The organism is Pseudomonas sp. HMSC08G10 (assembly GCF_001808425.1).
In the GTDB taxonomy this organism is placed as follows: Bacteria; Pseudomonadota; Gammaproteobacteria; order Pseudomonadales; family Pseudomonadaceae; genus Aquipseudomonas; species Aquipseudomonas guariconensis.
On the sequence record NZ_KV793311.1, the window covers coordinates 168,458 to 188,216 of the forward strand.

The 19,759-nt window shown below is 62.4% G+C and carries 21 protein-coding genes; 15 read left to right on the forward strand and 6 right to left on the reverse strand.

The annotated features are described in order from the left end of the window. From HMPREF3173_RS25060 to HMPREF3173_RS15175, 13 genes are all read left to right on the forward strand, one after another. Positions 1 to 417: cbb3-type cytochrome c oxidase subunit I (locus HMPREF3173_RS25060; RefSeq protein ID WP_256544509.1), on the forward strand; the 417-nt coding region annotated here is incomplete at its 5' end. Beyond that, positions 417 to 1,025: a cytochrome-c oxidase, cbb3-type subunit II gene (gene ccoO / locus HMPREF3173_RS15120; RefSeq protein WP_043212301.1), complete on the forward strand. Its 609-nt coding sequence runs from the start codon at positions 417 to 419 to the stop codon at positions 1,023 to 1,025. The genes HMPREF3173_RS25060 and ccoO, both read left to right, overlap by 1 nt. A gap of 5 nt (positions 1,026 to 1,030) precedes the next feature. Beyond that, complete coding sequence (locus HMPREF3173_RS15125) at positions 1,031 to 1,228, forward strand: CcoQ/FixQ family Cbb3-type cytochrome c oxidase assembly chaperone (protein WP_070092136.1); 198 nt, start codon at positions 1,031 to 1,033, stop codon at positions 1,226 to 1,228. Then, a complete protein-coding gene (gene ccoP, locus HMPREF3173_RS15130) occupies positions 1,225 to 2,205 on the forward strand; it encodes a cytochrome-c oxidase, cbb3-type subunit III (RefSeq protein ID WP_070574244.1) in 981 nt (326 codons plus the stop codon). The genes HMPREF3173_RS15125 and ccoP overlap by 4 nt, the downstream gene beginning before the upstream one ends. 155 nt (positions 2,206 to 2,360) lie before the next feature. Beyond that, entirely contained in the window at positions 2,361 to 3,371 is a 1,011-nt protein-coding gene (locus tag HMPREF3173_RS15135; protein WP_070574246.1) for a metallophosphoesterase family protein, read from the forward strand. A gap of 210 nt (positions 3,372 to 3,581) precedes the next feature. After that, positions 3,582 to 4,997 carry a cytochrome c oxidase accessory protein CcoG gene (ccoG, locus tag HMPREF3173_RS15140; protein ID WP_070574327.1) on the forward strand — a complete coding sequence of 472 codons (1,416 nt, stop codon included), beginning with the start codon at positions 3,582 to 3,584 and terminating at the stop codon, positions 4,995 to 4,997. Positions 4,998 to 5,011: 14 nt separating this feature from the next. Beyond that, a complete protein-coding gene (locus tag HMPREF3173_RS15145) occupies positions 5,012 to 5,542 on the forward strand; it encodes a FixH family protein (RefSeq protein WP_070574248.1) in 531 nt (176 codons plus the stop codon). Between the two features lie 124 nt (positions 5,543 to 5,666). After that, positions 5,667 to 8,138 carry a heavy metal translocating P-type ATPase gene (locus HMPREF3173_RS15150; protein WP_070574250.1) on the forward strand — a complete coding sequence of 824 codons (2,472 nt, stop codon included), beginning with the start codon at positions 5,667 to 5,669 and terminating at the stop codon, positions 8,136 to 8,138. Then, complete coding sequence (gene ccoS, locus HMPREF3173_RS15155; RefSeq protein ID WP_070574252.1) at positions 8,117 to 8,329, forward strand: cbb3-type cytochrome oxidase assembly protein CcoS; 213 nt, start codon at positions 8,117 to 8,119, stop codon at positions 8,327 to 8,329. Before HMPREF3173_RS15150 ends, ccoS begins: the two co-directional genes overlap by 22 nt. Then, positions 8,322 to 9,005 (forward strand): sulfite exporter TauE/SafE family protein, encoded by a 684-nt coding sequence (locus tag HMPREF3173_RS15160; protein ID WP_070574254.1) that lies wholly within the window; start codon positions 8,322 to 8,324, stop codon positions 9,003 to 9,005. The genes ccoS and HMPREF3173_RS15160 overlap by 8 nt, the downstream gene beginning before the upstream one ends. A gap of 114 nt (positions 9,006 to 9,119) precedes the next feature. After that, complete coding sequence (gene hemN / locus HMPREF3173_RS15165) at positions 9,120 to 10,502, forward strand: oxygen-independent coproporphyrinogen III oxidase (RefSeq protein WP_043212285.1); 1,383 nt, start codon at positions 9,120 to 9,122, stop codon at positions 10,500 to 10,502. A gap of 188 nt (positions 10,503 to 10,690) precedes the next feature. Further along, a complete protein-coding gene (gene fnrA / locus HMPREF3173_RS15170) occupies positions 10,691 to 11,425 on the forward strand; it encodes a Crp/Fnr family transcriptional regulator FnrA (RefSeq protein ID WP_070574256.1) in 735 nt (244 codons plus the stop codon). Between the two features lie 49 nt (positions 11,426 to 11,474). Then, entirely contained in the window at positions 11,475 to 12,023 is a 549-nt protein-coding gene (locus tag HMPREF3173_RS15175) for an adenine phosphoribosyltransferase (RefSeq protein ID WP_043212282.1), read from the forward strand. Between the two features lie 55 nt (positions 12,024 to 12,078). On the opposite strand, the gene recR is transcribed toward HMPREF3173_RS15175, so the two are convergent. The 3 genes from recR to dnaX all read right to left on the reverse strand — a co-directional run bounded on the left by recR (position 12,079) and on the right by dnaX (position 15,455). Next, positions 12,079 to 12,681 carry a recombination mediator RecR gene (gene recR, locus HMPREF3173_RS15180; RefSeq protein WP_070574258.1) on the reverse strand — a complete coding sequence of 201 codons (603 nt, stop codon included), beginning with the start codon at positions 12,679 to 12,681 and terminating at the stop codon, positions 12,079 to 12,081. Between the two features lie 309 nt (positions 12,682 to 12,990). Continuing rightward, positions 12,991 to 13,317, reverse strand: a complete 327-nt coding sequence (locus HMPREF3173_RS15185) for a YbaB/EbfC family nucleoid-associated protein (protein ID WP_043212277.1) — start codon at positions 13,315 to 13,317, stop codon at positions 12,991 to 12,993. A 65-nt stretch (positions 13,318 to 13,382) separates the two neighbouring features. After that, positions 13,383 to 15,455 (reverse strand): DNA polymerase III subunit gamma/tau, encoded by a 2,073-nt coding sequence (gene dnaX, locus HMPREF3173_RS15190; protein ID WP_070574260.1) that lies wholly within the window; start codon positions 15,453 to 15,455, stop codon positions 13,383 to 13,385. A 155-nt stretch (positions 15,456 to 15,610) separates the two neighbouring features. Between dnaX and HMPREF3173_RS15195 the strand changes: the two genes are divergently transcribed. Next, the gene (locus tag HMPREF3173_RS15195; RefSeq protein ID WP_070574329.1) at positions 15,611 to 16,375 is read left to right on the forward strand and encodes a substrate-binding periplasmic protein; all 765 of its coding nucleotides are present in this window, start codon (positions 15,611 to 15,613) and stop codon (positions 16,373 to 16,375) included. Between the two features lie 3 nt (positions 16,376 to 16,378). Here the strand turns inward: HMPREF3173_RS15195 and HMPREF3173_RS15200 are convergent, their stop codons facing one another. Continuing rightward, positions 16,379 to 16,873, reverse strand: coding sequence for a DUF2938 domain-containing protein (locus tag HMPREF3173_RS15200; RefSeq protein WP_070574332.1), 495 nt, complete (start codon positions 16,871 to 16,873; stop codon positions 16,379 to 16,381). Between the two features lie 83 nt (positions 16,874 to 16,956). Between HMPREF3173_RS15200 and HMPREF3173_RS15205 the strand changes: the two genes are divergently transcribed. After that, on the forward strand, positions 16,957 to 17,361 hold the full coding sequence (locus HMPREF3173_RS15205) for a helix-turn-helix domain-containing protein (RefSeq protein ID WP_043215544.1): 405 nt from the start codon (positions 16,957 to 16,959) through the stop codon (positions 17,359 to 17,361). Here the strand turns inward: HMPREF3173_RS15205 and HMPREF3173_RS15210 are convergent. Both HMPREF3173_RS15210 and HMPREF3173_RS15215 read right to left on the reverse strand, forming a co-directional pair. Beyond that, positions 17,355 to 19,289: a hypothetical protein gene (locus HMPREF3173_RS15210; RefSeq protein WP_070574262.1), complete on the reverse strand. Its 1,935-nt coding sequence runs from the start codon at positions 19,287 to 19,289 to the stop codon at positions 17,355 to 17,357. The genes HMPREF3173_RS15205 and HMPREF3173_RS15210 overlap by 7 nt on opposite strands. A 17-nt stretch (positions 19,290 to 19,306) precedes the next feature. After that, on the reverse strand, positions 19,307 to 19,717 hold the full coding sequence (locus HMPREF3173_RS15215; RefSeq protein WP_070574264.1) for a hypothetical protein: 411 nt from the start codon (positions 19,715 to 19,717) through the stop codon (positions 19,307 to 19,309). Positions 19,718 to 19,759 lie beyond the last annotated feature (42 nt).

The following is a 19,759-nucleotide window of genomic DNA, read 5'->3' on the forward strand; positions in this document are numbered from 1 at the left end:
ACCATCGGCCACGTCCACGCCGGCGCCCTCGGTTGGGTCGCGATGATCTCCATCGGTGCCGTGTATCACATGATCCCGCGCCTCTACGGTCGCCAGCAGATGCACAGCGTCGGCCTGATCAACGCCCACTTCTGGCTGGCGACCATCGGCACCGTGCTGTACATCGCCTCGATGTGGGTCAACGGCATCACTCAGGGCCTGATGTGGCGCGCCATCAACGACGACGGCACCCTAACCTATTCCTTCGTCGAAGCCCTCCAGGCCAGCCATCCGGGCTACATCGTCCGCGCCCTGGGCGGTGCGTTCTTCGCCTCCGGCATGCTGCTGATGGCCTACAACGTCTACCGCACTGTCCGCGCCGCGAAGCCGGCCGAGGCTGAGGAAGCCGCCAAGATCGTCGTCGTGGGAGCTCACTGATGAAGCACGAAGCAGTCGAGAAGAATATCGGCCTATTGGCCTTCTTCATGGTCATCGCCGTCAGCATCGGCGGCCTGACCCAGATCGTCCCGCTGTTCTTCCAGGACGTCACCAACAAGCCGGTCGAGGGCATGAAGCCGCGTACCGCGCTGGAGCTCGAGGGTCGCGACATCTATATCCGCGAAGGCTGCGTTGGCTGCCACTCGCAGATGATCCGTCCGTTCCGCGCCGAGACAGAGCGCTACGGCCATTACTCGGTGGCCGGCGAAAGTGTCTGGGACCACCCGTTCCTGTGGGGCTCCAAGCGCACCGGACCGGACCTGGCACGTGTGGGCGGGCGCTACTCCGATGACTGGCACCGCGCGCACCTGTACAACCCGCGCAACGTCGTGCCCGAGTCGAAGATGCCCTCCTACCCCTGGCTGGTGGAAAACAAGCTCGATGGCAAGGACACGCCGAAGAAAATGGAAGTCCTGCGCACCCTGGGCGTGCCCTACACCGACGAAGACATCGCCGGTGCCCGCGACGCGGTCAAGGGCAAGACCGAGATGGACGCCCTCGTGGCGTACCTGCAAGGCCTCGGCACCATCATCAAGAGCAAGCGGTGACACTGATGGATATCGGGATGATTCGTGGCCTGGGCACCGTCGTGGTGATGGTCGCCTTCGTAGGCTTGGCGCTGTGGGTGTTCAACCCACGGCGCAAGAAAGAGTTCGACGAGGCAACCCAGTTGCCGTTCGCCGATGATCCCGAAGCCAGCCGGCACGTCGAGCAAGCGCAAGCGAAAGCTTCTAGGAGCAAAGAACAATGACAACCTTCTGGAGTCTGTACGTCACCGTCCTGACCCTGGGCACCATCTTTTCCCTGACCTGGCTGTTGCTCTCCACCCGCAAGGGCCAGCGCGAGGAAATCACCGACGAGACCGTCGGCCATGCCTTCGACGGTATCGAGGAATACGACAACCCGCTGCCCAAGTGGTGGTTCTGGCTGTTCGTCGGCACCATCGTGTTCGCCTTGGGCTATCTGGTGCTGTACCCAGGCCTGGGTAACTGGAAAGGCGTCCTGCCTGGCTACCAGTACCTGGATACCGAAAAGCAGATCGAGTTCTCCAACGGCCAGGCCGGCTGGACCGGCGTGCACGAATGGGAAAAGGAAATGGCCAAGGCCGATGCCCGCTTCGGGCCGATCTTCGCCAAGTTCGCCGCCATGCCAGTCGAGGAAGTCGCCAAGGATCCGCAGGCGCTGAAGATGGGAGGTCGCCTGTTCGCCTCCAACTGCTCGGTGTGCCACGGCTCCGATGCCAAGGGCGCCTACGGCTTCCCCAACCTGACCGACAACGACTGGCGTTGGGGCGGCGAGCCGGAGACCATCAAGACCACCATCATGAACGGTCGTCACGGCGTCATGCCGGCCTGGGCTGAAGTGCTGGGCGAGCAAGGCGTGGCCGATGTCGCAGCCTTCGTCCTCACCAATCTTGACGGCCGCACCTTGCCCGAGGGCGCCAAAGCCGATCCGGCCAATGGCCAGAAGCTCTTCGCCGCTAACTGCGTGGCCTGCCATGGCCCCGAAGGCAAAGGCACCCCAGCGATGGGCGCGCCTAACCTGACCCACCCGCAGGCGTTCATCTACGGCTCGAGCTTCGCTCAGCTGCAACAGACCATCCGCTACGGTCGTCAAGGCCAGATGCCGGCTCAGGCGCAGATGCAGGGCAACGACAAGGTCCACCTGCTGGCGGCCTATGTCTATAGCCTGTCGCATCAAGACGCTGCGCAGCAGAAAGCAGAGTAACCACAGCGAGCGGCCCCGGCGATTACCACCGGGGCCGTTTTTTCTGGGCTGGCAGGATTGATAGGAGGAATCGCTACCGGATTCCGAAGGACAGGACACTAGGAAATTCTCTGGTGGACAGGCATCGAGCCTGACTTACCCAGAGGATTTAAGAAATGGCCTACCCCACCTATCCCGTAGCCCTACCCCCAAAACAGCCTGGCCGCTATGGCAACCGCCCGACACCCAGAGCGTTCGTGTTCGCATCCGATCCACAGTACCCATGGACGCCCGCTTCCGACTATGGCGAATATGAAAGCGACGCTGAACGCAACAAAGAATCGAAAGCCTTGATCAACGAGCAGTACGCCAGCATTGCGAGCTACCGCAACAGCTTGGGTGGCACGGACGTTCCGGTGATGATCAATGGCGACATGACGGCATACGGGCACGGCTGGCAACGCAAAGTCCTCTACCCGATCATCGAGCGCCACCTGCACAAGAACTACTACTTTGGCCTGGGCAATCATGATTACAAGAACAACATCACCGATGAATTCGGAGGCTCATTCAACAACGGCGGGCCTCGGGACAGCGTGATGGATCTGCTCAATCACCACCGAGATGTGGTGGACACGATGGATGTCGCGACCTCGAGCAGCTACAGGCTGACCAGCTACAGCGGCAGCCTGGCGTACAGCATCAGTTTCGGCAGGGTTCGCCTGATCCAGCTGAACAACGAGCCCACCTACCGTGTGGATTTCGACAGTGGCTGGGCATGGCCTTTCGAGCCCCGCGATAAGTTCAGGATCAATGACGCACTGGGCTGGCTGGAGGGGCAATTGAAAGAGGCCTATGAGAACGGCCAGATCGTCCTGCTCAACCTGCATCAGCCAGACGATTGGGACGGCACCGAGGAGGACCTGATGCATTTCAGGGACATGATCAACCACTTCCAGGTCAACGCGGTGTTCGGTGGCCACTATCACACCGAAGCCGGAGGCTGGCATCGCTCCAACCGGCAATATGGCGCGGTCCCGGTTTTCCTGAGTGGTTCGGCCTCCCAGCGCACCTACCTACTGGCCGAACTGGACGACGATGCCCAAGGGTTGGCCATCAAACGCGTAAGGAACAATGACTGGACCCAGGCCGAAACACTAAGGCACCTGAGGCTGTATCGGGCATAGGCACCTGCCTGCGGCGGGCACGCCTTGTCAATTGACCTGCGTCAAGGCGAGCCCCAATACACGATAATCAAATGCAACCCAATGCGACTTAACGCCGCAGCCACACTCCAGGTGCCATGACGGGCGTATCATGCACGGACACCTGATGGGTCACAAACGCGGTCGGCATGCACTGGCCGCAGCGTTTTTCCACTGCCGTGGGACATGATGATGAGCAAGCAAATTCCGGTACATGACGTCACCCCGCCCGCCAAGAAAGGCAAGGAATCCGTCGACCTCTACGCCTCACGGGAAAAAATCTACACCCGGGCCTTCACCGGCGTGTTCCGCAGGCTGCGCATGGTCGGCGGGGCCATCCTGTTCCTGCTCTACTTCGGCACGGTGTGGCTGAACTGGGGCGAGCATCAGGCTGTGTGGTGGAACCTGCCCGAGCGTAAGTTCTACATCTTCGGCGCCACCATCTGGCCGCAGGACTTCATCCTGCTCTCGGGCCTGCTGATCGTGGCGGCCTTCGGCTTGTTCTTCATCACGGTGTTCGCCGGGCGTGTGTGGTGCGGTTATACCTGTCCGCAGAGCGTCTGGACCTGGATTTTCATGTGGTGCGAGAAGGTCACCGAGGGTGACCGCAACCAGCGCATGAAGCTCGACAAGGCGCCAATGAGCGCCAACAAGTTTTTGCGCAAGGCCGCCAAGCACAGCCTGTGGCTGCTGATCGGCTTCGTCACTGGCATGACCTTCGTCGGCTACTTCTCGCCCATTCGCGAACTGGTCACCGAGTTCTTCACCGGCCAAGCCGATGGCTGGGCCTATTTCTGGGTCGCGTTCTTCACCCTCGCCACCTACGGCAATGCCGGCTGGCTGCGTGAGCAGGTGTGCGTGTACATGTGCCCTTACGCCCGCTTCCAGAGCGTAATGTTCGACAAAGACACCCTGATCGTCTCCTATGACCCACGCCGCGGCGAGACCCGAGGCCCACGCAAGAAAGACATCGACTACAAGGCCAAAGGCCTGGGCGACTGCATCGACTGCACCATGTGCGTGCAGGTCTGCCCCACCGGCATCGACATCCGCGACGGTCTGCAGATCGAGTGCATCGGCTGCGCGGCCTGCATCGACGCCTGCGACAACATCATGGAGAAAATGGACTATCCCAAAGGGCTGATCAGCTACACCACCGAGCACAACCTGTCCGGGCAGAAGACCCACATGCTGCGTCCACGCCTGATCGGCTACGCCGTGGTGCTACTGGTGATGATCGGTCTGCTTGCCACCGCCTTCGCCACCCGCTCGCTGGTGGGCTTCGATGTCAGCAAGGACCGAGTGCTGTATCGCGAAAACGCCCAAGGACGGATCGAGAACGTGTACAGCCTCAAGGTCATGAACAAGGACCAGCGCGACCACGTCTACGTGCTCGACGCCACCGGCCTGCCGGGCCTGCAGCTCGAAGGCCATCGCGAGATCCGCGTCGCTGCCGGCGATATCGTCAGCCTGCCGGTGCAGTTGTCGGTCGCGCCCGAGCAATTGCCCTCGACCACCAACGAAATCACCTTCATCCTCAAGGACGCTGATCAAAGCGCCACCCAGGTTGAAGCCAAGAGCCGCTTCATCGGCCCGCAACTACGCTGAGAGAGAATTCGACAATGCCTGCCGCAACCGCCGACAGCCCCTGGTACAAACACCTTTGGCCGTGGATCATCATCGGCATCCTGACCACCTCGGTATGCCTGAGCCTGACCATGGTCAGCATCGCCGTGCGCAACCCCGACAACTTGGTGAACGACAACTACTACGAGGCCGGCAAAGGCATCAATCGCTCCCTGGATCGTGAACTGCTGGCCCAGACCCTCAACCTCAAGGCCAGTGTGCACCTGGACGAACTGACCGGCGAAGTCGATGTACGCCTGACCGGCAACAGCGCCCCTCAGACGCTGGAACTGAATCTGATCTCGCCCACCCAGCCAGACAAGGACCGCAAGGTACAGCTAGCCCGTAGCGAACCCGGTCGTTACCTCGGCCAGCTCGACGACCGGGTCGAAGGCCGGCGCTTCGTCGAACTGCTGGGCAGCGAAGACGGCCACGTCTGGCGTCTGTTCGAGGAGGAGAAAGTTGCCCATGGCGTGACCCTGGCGCTGGGCGACGAGGCCCTGCAGGGCGCCGAGCACCAAGAGTAAACGATTCCCCGTTAGAGCAGGTTTACCGCACGATGGCGCCCGACCTGGCGATGAGACAGGCAGTCCGGCGCCATTGCGCGGTGAACCCGCCCCACAGGGTTGCGCTGCAGCCAGAAGACATCACATGACCCAACCCACCCCCTGCTACCACTGCGCCCTCCCCATCCCCGCCGGCAGTCGTTTCACCGCGGTAGTCCTTGGCGAGCCGCGTCAGTTCTGCTGCCCGGGCTGCCAGGCAGTGGCTGCGTCCATCGTCGCAGGTGGCCTGGAGCACTACTATCAGCATCGCAGCGACACCAGCGCTAACCCCGAAGCCCTGCCTCGCCAATTGCAGGACGAACTGGCGCTCTACGATCGCGCCGATGTGCAGCAGGCGTTCGTACGTCACCAAGGCGAGCTGTCCGAAGCCACACTGATGATCGAAGGCATCAGTTGCGCCGCCTGCGGCTGGCTGATCGAAAAGCATCTGCGTAACGTGGCCGGCGTCGCCGAAGCACGACTGAACCTGTCCAATCACCGCTTGCTGGTGAGCTGGGACGACCGCCAATTGCCCCTTTCCCAGCTGCTGGCCGAACTGCGCCAGATCGGTTACGCCGCCCACCCCTATCAACCGGACCAAGCCGCCGAATGCCTGGCCCAGGAGAACCGCAGTGCCCTGCGCCGCCTGGGCGTGGCAGGCCTGCTGTGGTTCCAGGCGATGATGGCGACCATGGCCACCTGGCCGGAATTCAACATCGACCTGAGCCCGGAACTGCACACTATCCTGCGTTGGGTCGCGCTGTTTCTGACTACCCCAATCGTGTTCTACAGCTGCGCACCGTTCTTCAAAGGTGCCGCCCGCGACGTGCGTACACGCCACCTGACCATGGACGTCTCGGTGTCTCTGGCCATTGCCCTGGCTTATGGCGCCGGCATCTGGACTGCCATCACCGGCAGCGGCGAGCTGTACTTCGACACCGTCGGTATGTTCGCGCTGTTCCTGCTCACCGGCCGTTATCTGGAACGCCGAGCGCGGGAGCGCACAGCAGCGGCCACCGCCCAACTGGTCAACCTACTCCCCGCCTCCTGCCTGCGCCTGGACAGCGTCGGAAACGCTGAGCGCATCCTGCTCGGCGAGCTCAACCAGGGTGATCGGGTCCAGGTGCTGCCTGGCTCGGTGATCCCCGCCGACGGGCGTATTGTCGATGGCCGCTCCAGCGTGGACGAATCGCTGCTCACCGGTGAATACCTGCCTCTGGCACGGCAGGTCGGCGACCGGGTCACCGGCGGCACCCTGAATGTCGAGAGCACGTTGACCGTGGCGGTCGAAGCCATTGGCCAGGACTCGCGCCTCTCAGCCATCGTCCGCCTGCTGGAGCGGGCCCAGTCGGAAAAACCGCGCCTGGCCGAGATTGCCGACCGCGCCTCTCAGTGGTTCCTGCTGTTCACGCTGGTGGCCAGCGCAGCCATTGGCCTGCTGTGGTGGCAACTCGATGCGACGCGAGCCTTCTGGATCGTCCTGGCCATGTTGGTGGCGACCTGTCCCTGCGCACTGTCCCTGGCCACTCCGACCGCCCTCACCGCCGCCACCGGCACCCTGCACAAACTGGGCCTGCTGGTGACGCGAGGCCATGTGTTGGAAGGGCTGAACCAGGTCGATACGGTAATCTTCGACAAGACCGGCACCCTCACCGAAGGGCGCTTGGCGCTACGCAGCATCCTCCCCTTGGGGGCGCTGCCTGCCGATCGTTGCCTGGCGCTGGCCGCCGCCTTGGAGAACCGCTCCGAGCACCCCATCGCTCGCGCCTTCGGTCGTACCGCCGAGCCAGCCGAGGACGTGCAGACCGTGCCCGGGCTGGGGCTGGAGGGGCGCTTCAACGGGCAGCAACTGCGCATCGGCCAGGCCACGTTCGTTTGCGCGTTGAGTGGCGCCCAGATCCCGCCAGTACCAGAGGCCCGTGGCCAATGGTTGCTGCTGGGCGATTGCCGAGGTCCGCTGGCCTGGTTCGGCCTGGATGATCGGCTGCGTGATGACGCACCTGCCCTGCTGGCCGCCTGTAAAGCCCGTGGCTGGCACACCCTGCTGCTATCGGGCGACAACTCGCCGATGGTCGCTGAAGTCGCCACACAGCTGGGCATCGACCAGGCCATTGGCGGCCTGCGCCCGGACGACAAACTGGAACGCCTCAAGGCGCTGCAGGCCGAGGGCCGCAAGGTGCTGATGCTGGGAGACGGGGTCAACGACGTGCCGGTGCTGGCCGCCGCCGACATAAGCATCGCCATGGGCTCGGCCACTGATCTTGCCAAGACCTGCGCCGACGCGGTGCTGTTGTCCAACCGCCTGGACGCTCTGGTGCAGGCCTTCGACCTGGCCCGACGCACTCGCCGCAATATCATCGAGAACCTGCTCTGGGCGACCTTGTATAATGGCCTCATGTTGCCGTTCGCCGCCCTCGGCTGGATCACCCCGGTCTGGGCAGCCATCGGCATGTCGGTCAGTTCGCTGATCGTGGTGCTCAATGCCCTGCGCCTGACCCGGCCGACAGGCGCGAGCCTGCCTGCGAGCCAGACGCCCGCGACCGAAAGGAAACCGCTATGCCCGCCCTCTACGTCATGATCCCCGCGGCTCTGCTGATCGTCGGCGTGGCCGTGTACATCTTCTTCTGGGCAGTGGACAGCGGCCAATACGACGACCTCGACAGCCCTGCCCACAGCATCCTGTTCGACGATCAGGACCCACGCCACCAGGCCGCTGTCAAACCCGACGAAAACCAGCCAGACGACAAGGAACCGCCCACCCGTGCCTGACCTGCTTCCCCTGCTCGGCTCGGCACTGGTCCTGGGCCTGCTTGGCGGTGGGCACTGCCTGGGCATGTGCGGCGGCCTGATGGGCGCCCTGACGCTGGCCATCCCTCCTGAGCAACGCAGCCGTCGCCTGCACCTACTGCTGGCCTATAACTTAGGGCGCGTACTGAGCTATGCCACCGCAGGCCTGTTGCTCGGCCTGGCCGGCGTGGCACTGGCCAGCAGCCCACTGGCCCAAGGCCTGCGCGTGGTCGCTGCACTGCTGTTGATCGCCATGGGCCTGTACCTGGCGGGGTGGTGGAGCGGCCTGACCCGCATCGAAGCACTTGGCCGCGGCTTGTGGCGCCACATCCAGCCCCTGGCCACGCGCCTGCTGCCAGTCTCCAGCCTGCCCCGGGCGCTGCTGCTCGGAGCCCTGTGGGGCTGGCTGCCGTGCGGCTTGGTGTACAGCACGCTGCTATGGGCTGCCAGCCAGGGCAATGCCGCTCATAGCGCGGCCTTGATGCTGGCGTTCGGCATCGGGACCTGGCCGGTGCTGGTTGCCACGGGGCTGGCCGCCGAACGCATCGGCGCCTTGCTGCGCCGGCGCGGCGTACGTATGGCCGGGGGACTGCTGGTGATCCTGTTCGGCCTGTGGACCCTGCCAGGGCCGCACCAGCATTGGTTGATGGGACACTGACAGGGCGTCAGCCCCTGCTACGCGCTCCCATCCAGACCCCGTTGATGCAAATCAAGACGAGCCCCGGCGGGCCGCCCTAGACTCCGGACACTGCCGCTCTCTCCGGGGACCACCATGCTCGACGACCTACGCTGGGACTGCGACCTGATCCGCCGCTACGATCTGGCCGGCCCACGCTACACCTCTTATCCGACCGCCATGCAACTGCACGGCGAAGTGGGTTCGTTCGACCTGCTCCACGCCCTGCGCGAGAGCCGTCGCGCGGTCCGCCCACTGTCGCTTTACGTACACGTGCCGTTCTGCGCCAACATCTGCTACTACTGCGCCTGCAACAAGGTCATCACCAAAGATCGCGCCAGGGCCCAGCCTTATTTGCAACGCCTGGAGCAGGAGATCCAGCTGATCGCCTGCCATCTGGATGCCAAACAGCGGGTCGAGCAACTGCATTTCGGTGGAGGCACGCCCACCTTCCTCAGTCATGTCGAACTGCGCCAGTTGATGGCCACCTTGCGCCAGCACTTCCACCTGCTGGACGACGACTCCGGCGACTACGGTATCGAAATCGACCCACGCGAAGCCGACTGGTCGACCATGGGCCTTTTGCGCGAGCTGGGCTTCAACCGCGTCAGCCTGGGCGTGCAGGATCTCGACCCGGCCGTGCAGCGCGCGATCAACCGCCTGCAAAGCCTGGAGCAGACCCGCACCTTGATCGAGGCCGCACGCACCTTGCAGTTCCGCTCGGTCAACCTCGATCTGATCTATGGCCTGCCCCGCCAGACCCCGGAAGGCTTCGCCCGCACCGTCGAGGAAGTGATCCGCCTGCAGCCGGACCGCCTTTCGGTATTCAACTACGCCCACCTGCCCGAGCGCTTCATGCCCCAGCGACGCATCGACAGCGCTGAGCTGCCAACGCCTTCGGCCAAGCTGGAAATGCTCCAGGGCACCATCGAGCAATTGACGTGCGCCGGCTATCGTTACATCGGCATGGACCACTTCGCCTTGCCCGATGACGAGCTGGCGATCGCCCAAGAAGAGGGCACCCTGCAACGCAACTTCCAGGGCTATACCACCCACGGCCACTGCGACCTGATTGGCCTGGGCGTATCGGCCATCAGCCAGATCGGCGATCTCTACTGTCAGAACAGCAGCGACCTGGCCACCTACCAAGACACCCTTTCCAGCGCCCAGCTGGCCACCCAGCGCGGGCTGCTGTGCAACCCGGATGACCGCCTGCGGCGCGCGGTGATCCAGCAATTGATCTGCCATTTCGAGCTGGACTTCGACAGCATCGAGCAAGCTTTCACCATCGACTTTCGAGGTTACTTCAAGGACCAATGGCCACAATTGCAGGCCATGCAGCGTGATGGCCTGATCAGCCTGGATGCCAAGGGTATTCGGGTACTGCCTGCCGGGCGACTGCTGGTACGTTCGGTGTGCATGGTGTTCGACGCCTATTTGGCCATGCACAACCAGCAACGCTTCTCTCGGGTGATATGAACAAACCGAGTCGATCAACCGCATGGACAGAACGCCTTGTCAGGCACACTATGGACAGTTAACAGGCCTTGGCATACTCCCGCCAAAGCCCTGGCCAGGTCGCACCAAAATAGCGCACGCTGGCCTACTGCCTATGCTGTGAGTTACCCTTACAGCTTATGTGTGCTTTCCCACAAGGATCGATAGAAATGTCCGAGCCAGTCAAACTGCGCCCACACAACCAGGCCCATTGCAAGGACTGCAGCCTGGCCCCCCTGTGCCTGCCCCTGTCACTCAATCTGGAGGACATGGATGCACTGGATGAAATCGTCAAGCGTGGCCGTCCCCTGAAAAAGGGTGAGTTCCTGTTCCGCCAGGGTGACAATTTCGGCTCGGTCTACGCCGTACGTTCCGGCGCCCTGAAAACGTTCAGCCTCAGTGATGGTGGCGAAGAGCAAATCACCGGCTTCCATCTGCCAAGCGAACTGGTCGGGCTGTCCGGGATGGACACCGAGACCTACCCGGTGTCGGCCCAAGCCCAGGAAACCACCTCGGTCTGCGAGATCCCCTTCGAGCGGCTGGATGAGCTGTCGGTCCAGCTGCCCCAGTTGCGTCGCCAGTTGATGCGGGTCATGAGCCGGGAGATTCGCGATGACCAGCAGATGATGCTGCTGCTGTCGAAAAAAACCGCTGACGAACGCATCGCCACCTTCCTGGTAAACCTGTCCGCCCGCTTCCGCGCCCGGGGCTATTCGGCCAACCAGTTCCGCCTGAGCATGTCGCGCAACGAAATCGGCAACTATCTGGGCCTGGCGGTGGAAACCGTGTCCCGGGTGTTTACCCGCTTCCAGCAGAACGGCCTGATCAAGGCCGAGGGCAAGGAAGTTCATATCCTCGACCCGATCCAGCTGTGCGCGCTGGCCGGCGGCGCGATAGAAGCCTGAAGCCGCACCGGCAAGGTATACTGGCGCATCCGTTTTCCAGGAAAGCCACATGCACAGCGATACCTTCGACCTCAAAGCCCTGATCCGCCCGGTCCCGGACTTTCCCAAGCCGGGCGTGATCTTCCGCGACATTACCCCTCTGTTCCAGTCGCCGCGCGGGCTGCGCTATGTGGCCGACCAGTTCATCGAGCGTTATGTCGAAGCCGAGTTCAGTCACATTGGTGCCATGGATGCCCGGGGTTTTCTGATCGGCTCGATCATTGCCCACCAGCTGAACAAGCCACTGATCCTGTTCCGCAAGCAAGGCAAGCTGCCGGCCGACGTGCTGTCGGAGGCTTACCAGACCGAGTACGGCGAAGCGTTTCTCGAAGTGCATGCCGACAGTCTCTGCGAGGGTGATTCGGTACTGATCTTCGACGACCTGATCGCCACCGGCGGTACCCTGCTGGCGGCCGCCAATCTGATCCGTCGCACCGGTGCCGAGGTGTTCGAGGCTGCGGCCATCATCGACCTGCCTGAGCTGGACGGCTCGCGCCGCCTGCAGGCTGCGGGCGTACCCACTTTCTGCCTGACCGAGTTTTCGCTGAGCGAGTTTTGATTTTTGTCAGAGCCCTGCGCCTACAGGCGACTGCAGGCGCGGTTCTGTTCATGATTCAGAGCGAGATCGGCTTACGCCCGGCGAAGGCATGAGCCAAGGTACCGCCATCGACCAGCTCCAGCTCCCCACCCAACGGCACGCCATGGGCGATTCGCGAGGCGATCAGGCCTTTCTCGGTCAGCAACTGGGCGATGTAGTGGGCGGTTGCCTCCCCTTCCACGGTAGGGTTGGTCGCCAGAATCACTTCGGTGAAGCTGCCTTGCTCCTCGATCCGTGCCATCAATTGCGGAATACCGATCGCATCCGGGCCAAGCCCGTCCAACGGTGACAGATGCCCCTTCAGGACGAAGTAGCGGCCTCGGTACCCTGTCTGCTCCACTGCATACACATCCATCGGACCTTCCACCACACAAAGTTGTGTGTCGTCACGGCGCGTGTCGGCGCATTGCGGGCACAATTCCTGCTCGGTCAGGGTCCGGCATTGACGGCAGTGGCCGACGCCTTCCATGGCCTGGCTCAGGGCCTGGGCCAGACGCAGACCGCCACTGCGGTCGCGCTCGAGCAACTGCAGGGCCATACGCTGGGCGGTTTTCTGGCCAACACCGGGCAGCGTGCGCAAGGCGTCGATCAGTTGGCGGATCAGGGGGCTGAAGCTCATGGGAAAGGCCTGACAGATCAATAGGAGGCGGTTTATACCGGCCGGGGTCATATACGTCAAATACACCCCCTTCAAGCGGCCACAAGTAACGATCTCACTTCCCGCCGCCCTTGCTCTTGCTCTTCATGCGCGATAGTCCAGACACCATTAATCGCGTATGAAGAGCAAAAGCTACGGGCATGGGCAGCGAACCGGTTGTCGCTGATGTGCTGGATCAGCATGGCTTTTCACAGCCAAATAAAAAAGCCGCCCCGATCATCGGTAGCGGCTTTTCGATGCGCAGCCAGTCTTTGCCTGGCCAGGCAACAGTCAGAACGGCATCTTGAAGCCCGGTGGCAGCTGCATGCCTGCAGTCATGCTACCCATCTTCTCCTGGCTGTTCTGCTCGACCTTGCGCACTGCATCGTTCACAGCAGCAGCGATCAAGTCTTCCAGCACTTCTTTGTCCTCTTGCATCAGGCTGTCATCGATGCTGATGCGCTTGACGTCATGACGACCGGTCATCACCACGCTGACCAAGCCGGCACCGGATTGGCCAGTCACTTCAGCATTGGCCAGCTCTTCCTGCATCTTGGCCATTTTTTCCTGCATCTGCTGGGCCTGCTTCATCAGGCCGGCCATGCCACCTTTCATCATGGGGGTACACCTCGATTGGGTCATGTGATGCGCCCCGGCTCGCTACCGGGCGCATGGTTATCCGTTCATTCGCCCTGGCTGACCAGGGCTTGCACAGGCTCAATAGTATCCTGTCGTACCGTCGCACCGAACTGCCGGATCATCTGCTGGATGAGTGGGTCCTGCTCGATCGATACCTCAGCCTCACGCTGGCGCTCTGCACGCTTGCGCGCAGCAGCCTGGGCCGGAGTTTCCTGCTCGGGGCGGATCAGTTCGATCTTCAGTCGCAGGGTTCGTCCCAAGTGCTGATTCAGCGCATCGTTCAACCGGCGCTGCTGGGTCGTATTGAACAGCGCGCCCTGCCCCGGGTCCAGATGCAGCAGCCAATCGTCACCATCAGCGGCAATCAGCGTACAGTTTGCGGCGATGTTGCCTGTCATACCGGAGACAGGCAACTGTGGGAATAATTCCAGCCATTGCAGAGCCAAGCCCGTGGCCGGCTTGGCCGCTGGCAGAGGCTCCGGCGCCTTCGCCGGCTCGGCTTCGTGCACATGCTCGGCCAATTCGTCCAGGTAGCTGAAACCTGCCGGATCGCTGTCAGGCGTGTAGTAATCCTCATCGAGCGGCGGCTCGTCGTCGCGGTCCATGCCGGCCGAGCCGTAGGCTGACGGATCGAAAGGCGGCTCGTCATAGCTTGGGCTCTGACTGGACACCGGAACAGGCTGAGCCTGCGGCGCTGGCGAGACGTCGGGCGCAGGTGGCGCGACGGGGTCTTCCCACGGCAGGTCGATGACGTCCTCCACCACCACATCCGGCTCCGGCGCAGCTACCTCGACCTGTCGCTCGGGCTCGGGCGCAGGTACCGGGTCGACAAGCGCTGGCGGTGGTTCGACCGGCGGCACAACCGCTGGCTCAGCTGCAACAGCTGCCTGGGCCGGCGTCTCGGATTGCTCGGGAACACTCGCGACAGGCGGCTCGACGACAGGCGTCGCGGTTGCCACCGGTATTGCCGGATCAGCTGTGGCCTGGCTGATCCCCACCGGCTTTAGTACCGGCTTCGGCGCATCTTCGGCATCCGCCGGGCGGAAAGCCAGCATGCGTAACAGGACCATCTCGAATCCGCCCCGCGGATCCGGCGCCAACGGCAGGTCCCGTCGACCGATCAGGCCCATCTGGTAATAGAACTGCACATCCTCGGCCGGCAATGCCGAGGCCAGGGCCAGCACGCGGTCACGATCGCCCTGGCCGTTGTCCACGGCCTCTGGCAGCGCCTGGGCGATCGCGACCCGGTGAAGCACATTGAGCATCTCGGCCAGCACGCCGTTCCAGTCCGGCCCCTGTTCGGCGAGATTGCGCACGGCCTCCAGTAGCGCCCGCGCATCGCCCTCCAGCAGCGCCTGGAGTACGCCGTACACCTGACCATGGTCGAGGGTTCCGAGCATTGCCCGGACATCGGCGGCCAGCACCTTGCCCTCACCGAAAGCGATGGCCTGGTCGGTCAGGCTCATGGCGTCGCGCATGGAGCCATCAGCCGCACGGCCGAGCAGCCACAGGGCATCCTCCTCGAACGGTACGTTTTCGGCAGCCAGAACATGGCTCAGATGCTCCACCACCCGCTCCGGGCTCATGTTCTTCAACGAGAACTGCAGGCAACGCGACAGGATGGTCGCCGGAAGCTTCTGCGGATCGGTGGTCGCGAGGATGAACTTGACGTAAGGCGGAGGCTCTTCCAGCGTCTTCAACAGGGCGTTGAACGAGTGGGTGGAAAGCATGTGCACTTCGTCGATCAGATAGACCTTGAAACGCCCACGGCTCGGCGCGTACTGCACGTTGTCGAGCAGTTCACGGGTATCCTCGACCTTGGTCCGGCTCGCGGCGTCGATCTCGATCAGGTCGACGAAGCGCCCCTCGTCGATCTCTCGGCAGACCGAACAGGTACCGCAGGGTGTTGAGGTAATACCGGTTTCGCAGTTCAGGCACTTGGCGATGATCCGCGCGATCGTGGTCTTGCCCACGCCGCGCGTACCGGTGAATAGATAGGCATGGTGCAGGCGCTGGTTGTCCAGGGCGTTGATCAAAGCCTTGAGCACATGGGCCTGGCCGACCATTTCGCGGAACGAGCGCGGGCGCCATTTACGTGCAAGAACCTGATAACTCATCAAAAAACCATCGCAACCTGAACAAGCGGAAGATCGCTAATGCTAGCGGAGCGGGGGCAAAATTGCACCCTGCCGAACTCGTCTAAGCTAAGGACAAACGCACGCATTGGCAGCGATCAAGGAGGATTGACGTGCACAAAGCCCTGCTCATCCTCATGCTCTGGGCCGGCAACGCCCTGGCCGAGCAGCCAGTGCTGCGATTCTCCGTCGCCGAAAGCTGGAGCATGCCGCTGATCCGCATCGAACAGGACCAGCCGGTGGAGGGCATTCTGTTCGATCTGATGCAGACACTGGCCCGGGAGACAGGCACACGGGCGGAATATCACGTCATGGCACGCCTGCGGGTGCAACAAGCGATGGACGCGGACGAAGTCGATGTACGCTGCCATGTGACCCCGGCGTGGTTCGACAACCGCTTCGACAAGTTCCTGTGGAGTGTCCCTCTCCTTCACCAGCGTGACCTGCTGGTCGGGAGCCCCGGCCAGTACGCCCCTACCCGCCTTGAACAACTGCCGACTCAGGCCGTCGGCACAGTCCTAGGCTATCGCTACCCCGCACTGGACGCATTATTTGACCAAGGCCGGTTACGTCGCGAAGACAGCCGCAATCAGGTTCTCGTCTTGCAAAAGCTCCAGGCAGGCCGCTACCGCCATGCCGTGAGCAATGAATTCTCACTGCTATGGTTCAATCGCACACTGCCCCCGGCGCAACAATTACAGGCCCTTGCCGTACTGGAGGAGCAGGACTTGCGTTGTATCGTGCGCAATGACCCGACAGTCCCCACCCAGGCGGTGCTCAACGCCCTGGCACACATGAAGCAGTCAGGGCAGATCGAGCGGATTCTGCAGCGCTACAGCACCCCGCCCACACGGCCGGTCAGCGCGCAGACAGTGACATCGTCCCAGATTCTCGATCGCTGACCCTCACCACGGGCCCGCCTGCACCAGCATCGCACTCAAGAACAACCCCACCCCGAACACCATATGCGTCGCGACGCTGCGCAGGCAACTGACCAGCGGCTTGGCCGTACGCGACGCAAAGAAGCCTGCCCCCAAGGCAGGCTGCATGAAACAAAGCGGCGCCACGACCGAGCACAAGCCGAAAGCCAGGGCCGGCCAGAGCGTTGGCGAGCTCAGCCACGCCTCCCCTGCCAAACTCACCAGCAGTGCTGCAAAGGCGAGGCCGGTGGTGTAGTGCATGAGCCAGCCCAGTGCGCGTTCGTGCCTAATGGGCGCGGCCTTGGCGATTGCTTCATGGCGCAGATGCCCATGTACCATATGGCCTACCCAACGTCCGACCATCGCATAGTTCAAGGTGGAAACGCCTATACGCTTGAGCATCAACGTCCACAGGTCCATGACCAGCGTGGCGCCGATACCGATCGACAAAGTACTTAGGAAAGCAGTTGTGGCAGACATACGAACGCCCTCTGGCATTGACGGAAAATTCCATGCCGCGCAGCATAGAAGTTGAAGTCAACTTCAAGTCAAGGGATGCACAAATGGACATCGCCGATGTGGCCAGGCGCACAGGGGTACCGGCCTCGACACTGCGCTACTACGCCAAGAAAGGTCTGATCAGGTCGCTGTCCAGGCAGGGCGAGCGACGACAATTCCCTGCCGATATCGCCCAGCGGCTGGGGTTGATCGCCCTTGGCCAGGCTGCGGGATTTTCACTGGATGAAGTGGGGGCGATGTTGGTGGAGCAGCAAGTGGATCGACAGATGCTGCGAGACAAGGCCGACGAGCTGGATCAACGAATCAAGCGCCTGCAAGCGATGAGCAAAGGCCTGCGCCATGCGGCGGCATGTCCTGAAGAGGATCACCTGAACTGCCCGACGTTTCAGCGACTGCTGAAGCTTGCCGCCGCCAGTACACGAGCGAAAAAGCAGGCCAAGCCTCAGTAACCGTGTGATTCCCGGAACGGTTGGCTCTTATGGTAGGCCACCCATTCCTCTACCTCGTAAGGCAGGTAAAGCTGACGCCGCGCCCGCGAAAGTGCGATGTACACTGCACAGACCCGAGCATCGAACGCATAGGCGTCCTTGAAGGGGTCGGTGCTCATCAGCTCCGGCGTCAACAGCACGCACTCGAACTCCAACCCTCCCGCGTCCTGGGCCAGCATCAACAGAACGCTGCCGGGCTGGCCGGTCACCCGAGCCTTGACCTTGTTCAGCTCAGCGATACGGAAGCCTTCCTGCAGCCTGGCCTCGACCCAGACGAATGCAGCATCGTGCTGATGGATTTCGCGAACCTGCCGCCAATCCGTGGAGTGAGCGAAGGATGGATGCGACTCGTCGCTATCCTGCTCCCCCCTGAACAACCTGATCGCGGTTTCCATGAAGCCCTGCAGGTTCATCTGCTCGGCAAAGGCGATTGCGTAATGCTTGCCGGCCAGTTCCATCGCCCATTTCATCGCGTCCCAGTGGGATGCGGTCAACACCACGCAGCCCTCCGGCGGCACAAAGCCTTCTGGATAGAACTCCACGCCGACCTCGGCGCTACCCGCGCCCTCGAATGCCAGCTTGGACTTTTGCGAATGCACGCTGATCAGCGGGTTGATCAAGCGCTCGACCTGAGGACCGCTACGCACGGAGAAGGCGATATCGCGCTGACGCACCTCGCGCTGCCTGCGCAGTCCCGGCCCCCAAGCGCGCTGGTACTCATCGCCAAGGGTAATAAGGACCTGACGGCCACGCTCGATGATCTGCAATAAGGACGCCGGCACGTCCTGGCTCTCGTCGATGATCACGTGGCTATAGCGGGCCGGCACACTGCAACCGGCAAGGCTTGCACGCTTTATCAGCAACAGTGCCAGGAATCCCGTGTGGCTGTCCCAGGCAGGATTAGCCTGGAGGTAGGTCCACAGCCGGCTTGAGTATTCCAGCAGTACCCGACTGTCGAGGTTGGACAGCGGGTGTTCGAAATAGGGCAGGTGTCGGGCAGTGATGCTGTAGTCCCAGGACTCGCAGTAGTTCTTCAGCAGCTCAAGGCAGATCTCCAGCGTTTTCTCCGGTCCGTACTGGCGAAAACCGAGAATGCCCAGCTCCTCGGCCAAGGCACGTTTGCGCGGAACCCTCACGGCCTTGGCAGGAGCGCGTCGCGAGCCCTGCAACAACTCATGGGCGAATTCGCCAAACGTCTTGCCTCGCTTGCTATCGGCAGCGACACCCAGGCGCCGCCGCAGGGCATGCAATTTGCCCGAGGTACGCGCCAGCGGCAGCACACTCCCCGCTGGCAAGCAGTCCATCAATGCCCCGAGCAAGTAGCTCTTGCCAATCCCCGCATAGCCTTGAACGTGCAGGTCCTCGTCCGGATTGGCCCGCACTATCCTGACCAGCTTGTCCTGCTCGGCGGTGAGCCAGCGCTCCCTGTCGAACCTGGTGATCGCTTGCTGACGAAACGGATTGTTGCGCTGGTGGCGGCGGATCTTGAACTCGAAATCCCACTTGCCATCAGGTAACAGGTACTCGCCGGCCGCCACTTCGTCAGCCACCAGCAAATGCAGCTTCGAGCCTTTGATGAGCTCCAGCCCGAAGTACAGTTTTCGCGCATCGAACAACCGCCGCGCTTCCGACAACAGCCCCATCCCAGGTGAATGGCGAACATCGACCGACCAGGCCAACAGCCTGGCAAGTACCTTTTCGGCTGCAGAGGGATCGAGCACCTGCCCCTTGGCCTCGACAAGATTCTGGATAACCAATACCGCTGCCAACTGCGCATCGCCCAGCGCATCGAGCGCGCTGTGATCCTGGGCATCGAGCAATCCCTGGCAGGTCTCCAGGGAGACCGGCAGGAACACGGGGTTGGTGAAATCGTAATGTTCAGGTTGCATACGCGCTCACGGGAAAATCATTCAACGCGGCAAGGCCCGTCGGCCTCGGCCACTGTCAGGGTGTACTCGTACGTCCCAAGGCTGCCCGACATGCCGCCCGGATAGCTTCGTGCTTCTGGGAGGCCGGCTTCCAGCATGCCGTCGAGTTCATAGATTGCCATTTCCAGCAGCTTGCGTAGGTCCCGGGCGCTACCAGCCGAAACCTTGAGCTCAAAACCCAAAGCCCCTTGAGCGACGACGCCCTGTTCAGTGTTTGCAATGACTTCGGCCTCGCCGAGGATGCGCTCATGCTCCTCTTCCATCTGGTCGAGCACCTTCGACAGCTCCAGAACCCGCTCGGGATGGGCAGCCATCAGGTCCTTGATTTCCAGGCGACGGATTTGCCAATCACGGATCTTGTGGCGGGTCTGGTCATCTAGGTGATCCATGGGCGTACCTCAGGAGGTGAAACAGCGAACGGAATGCCTTGC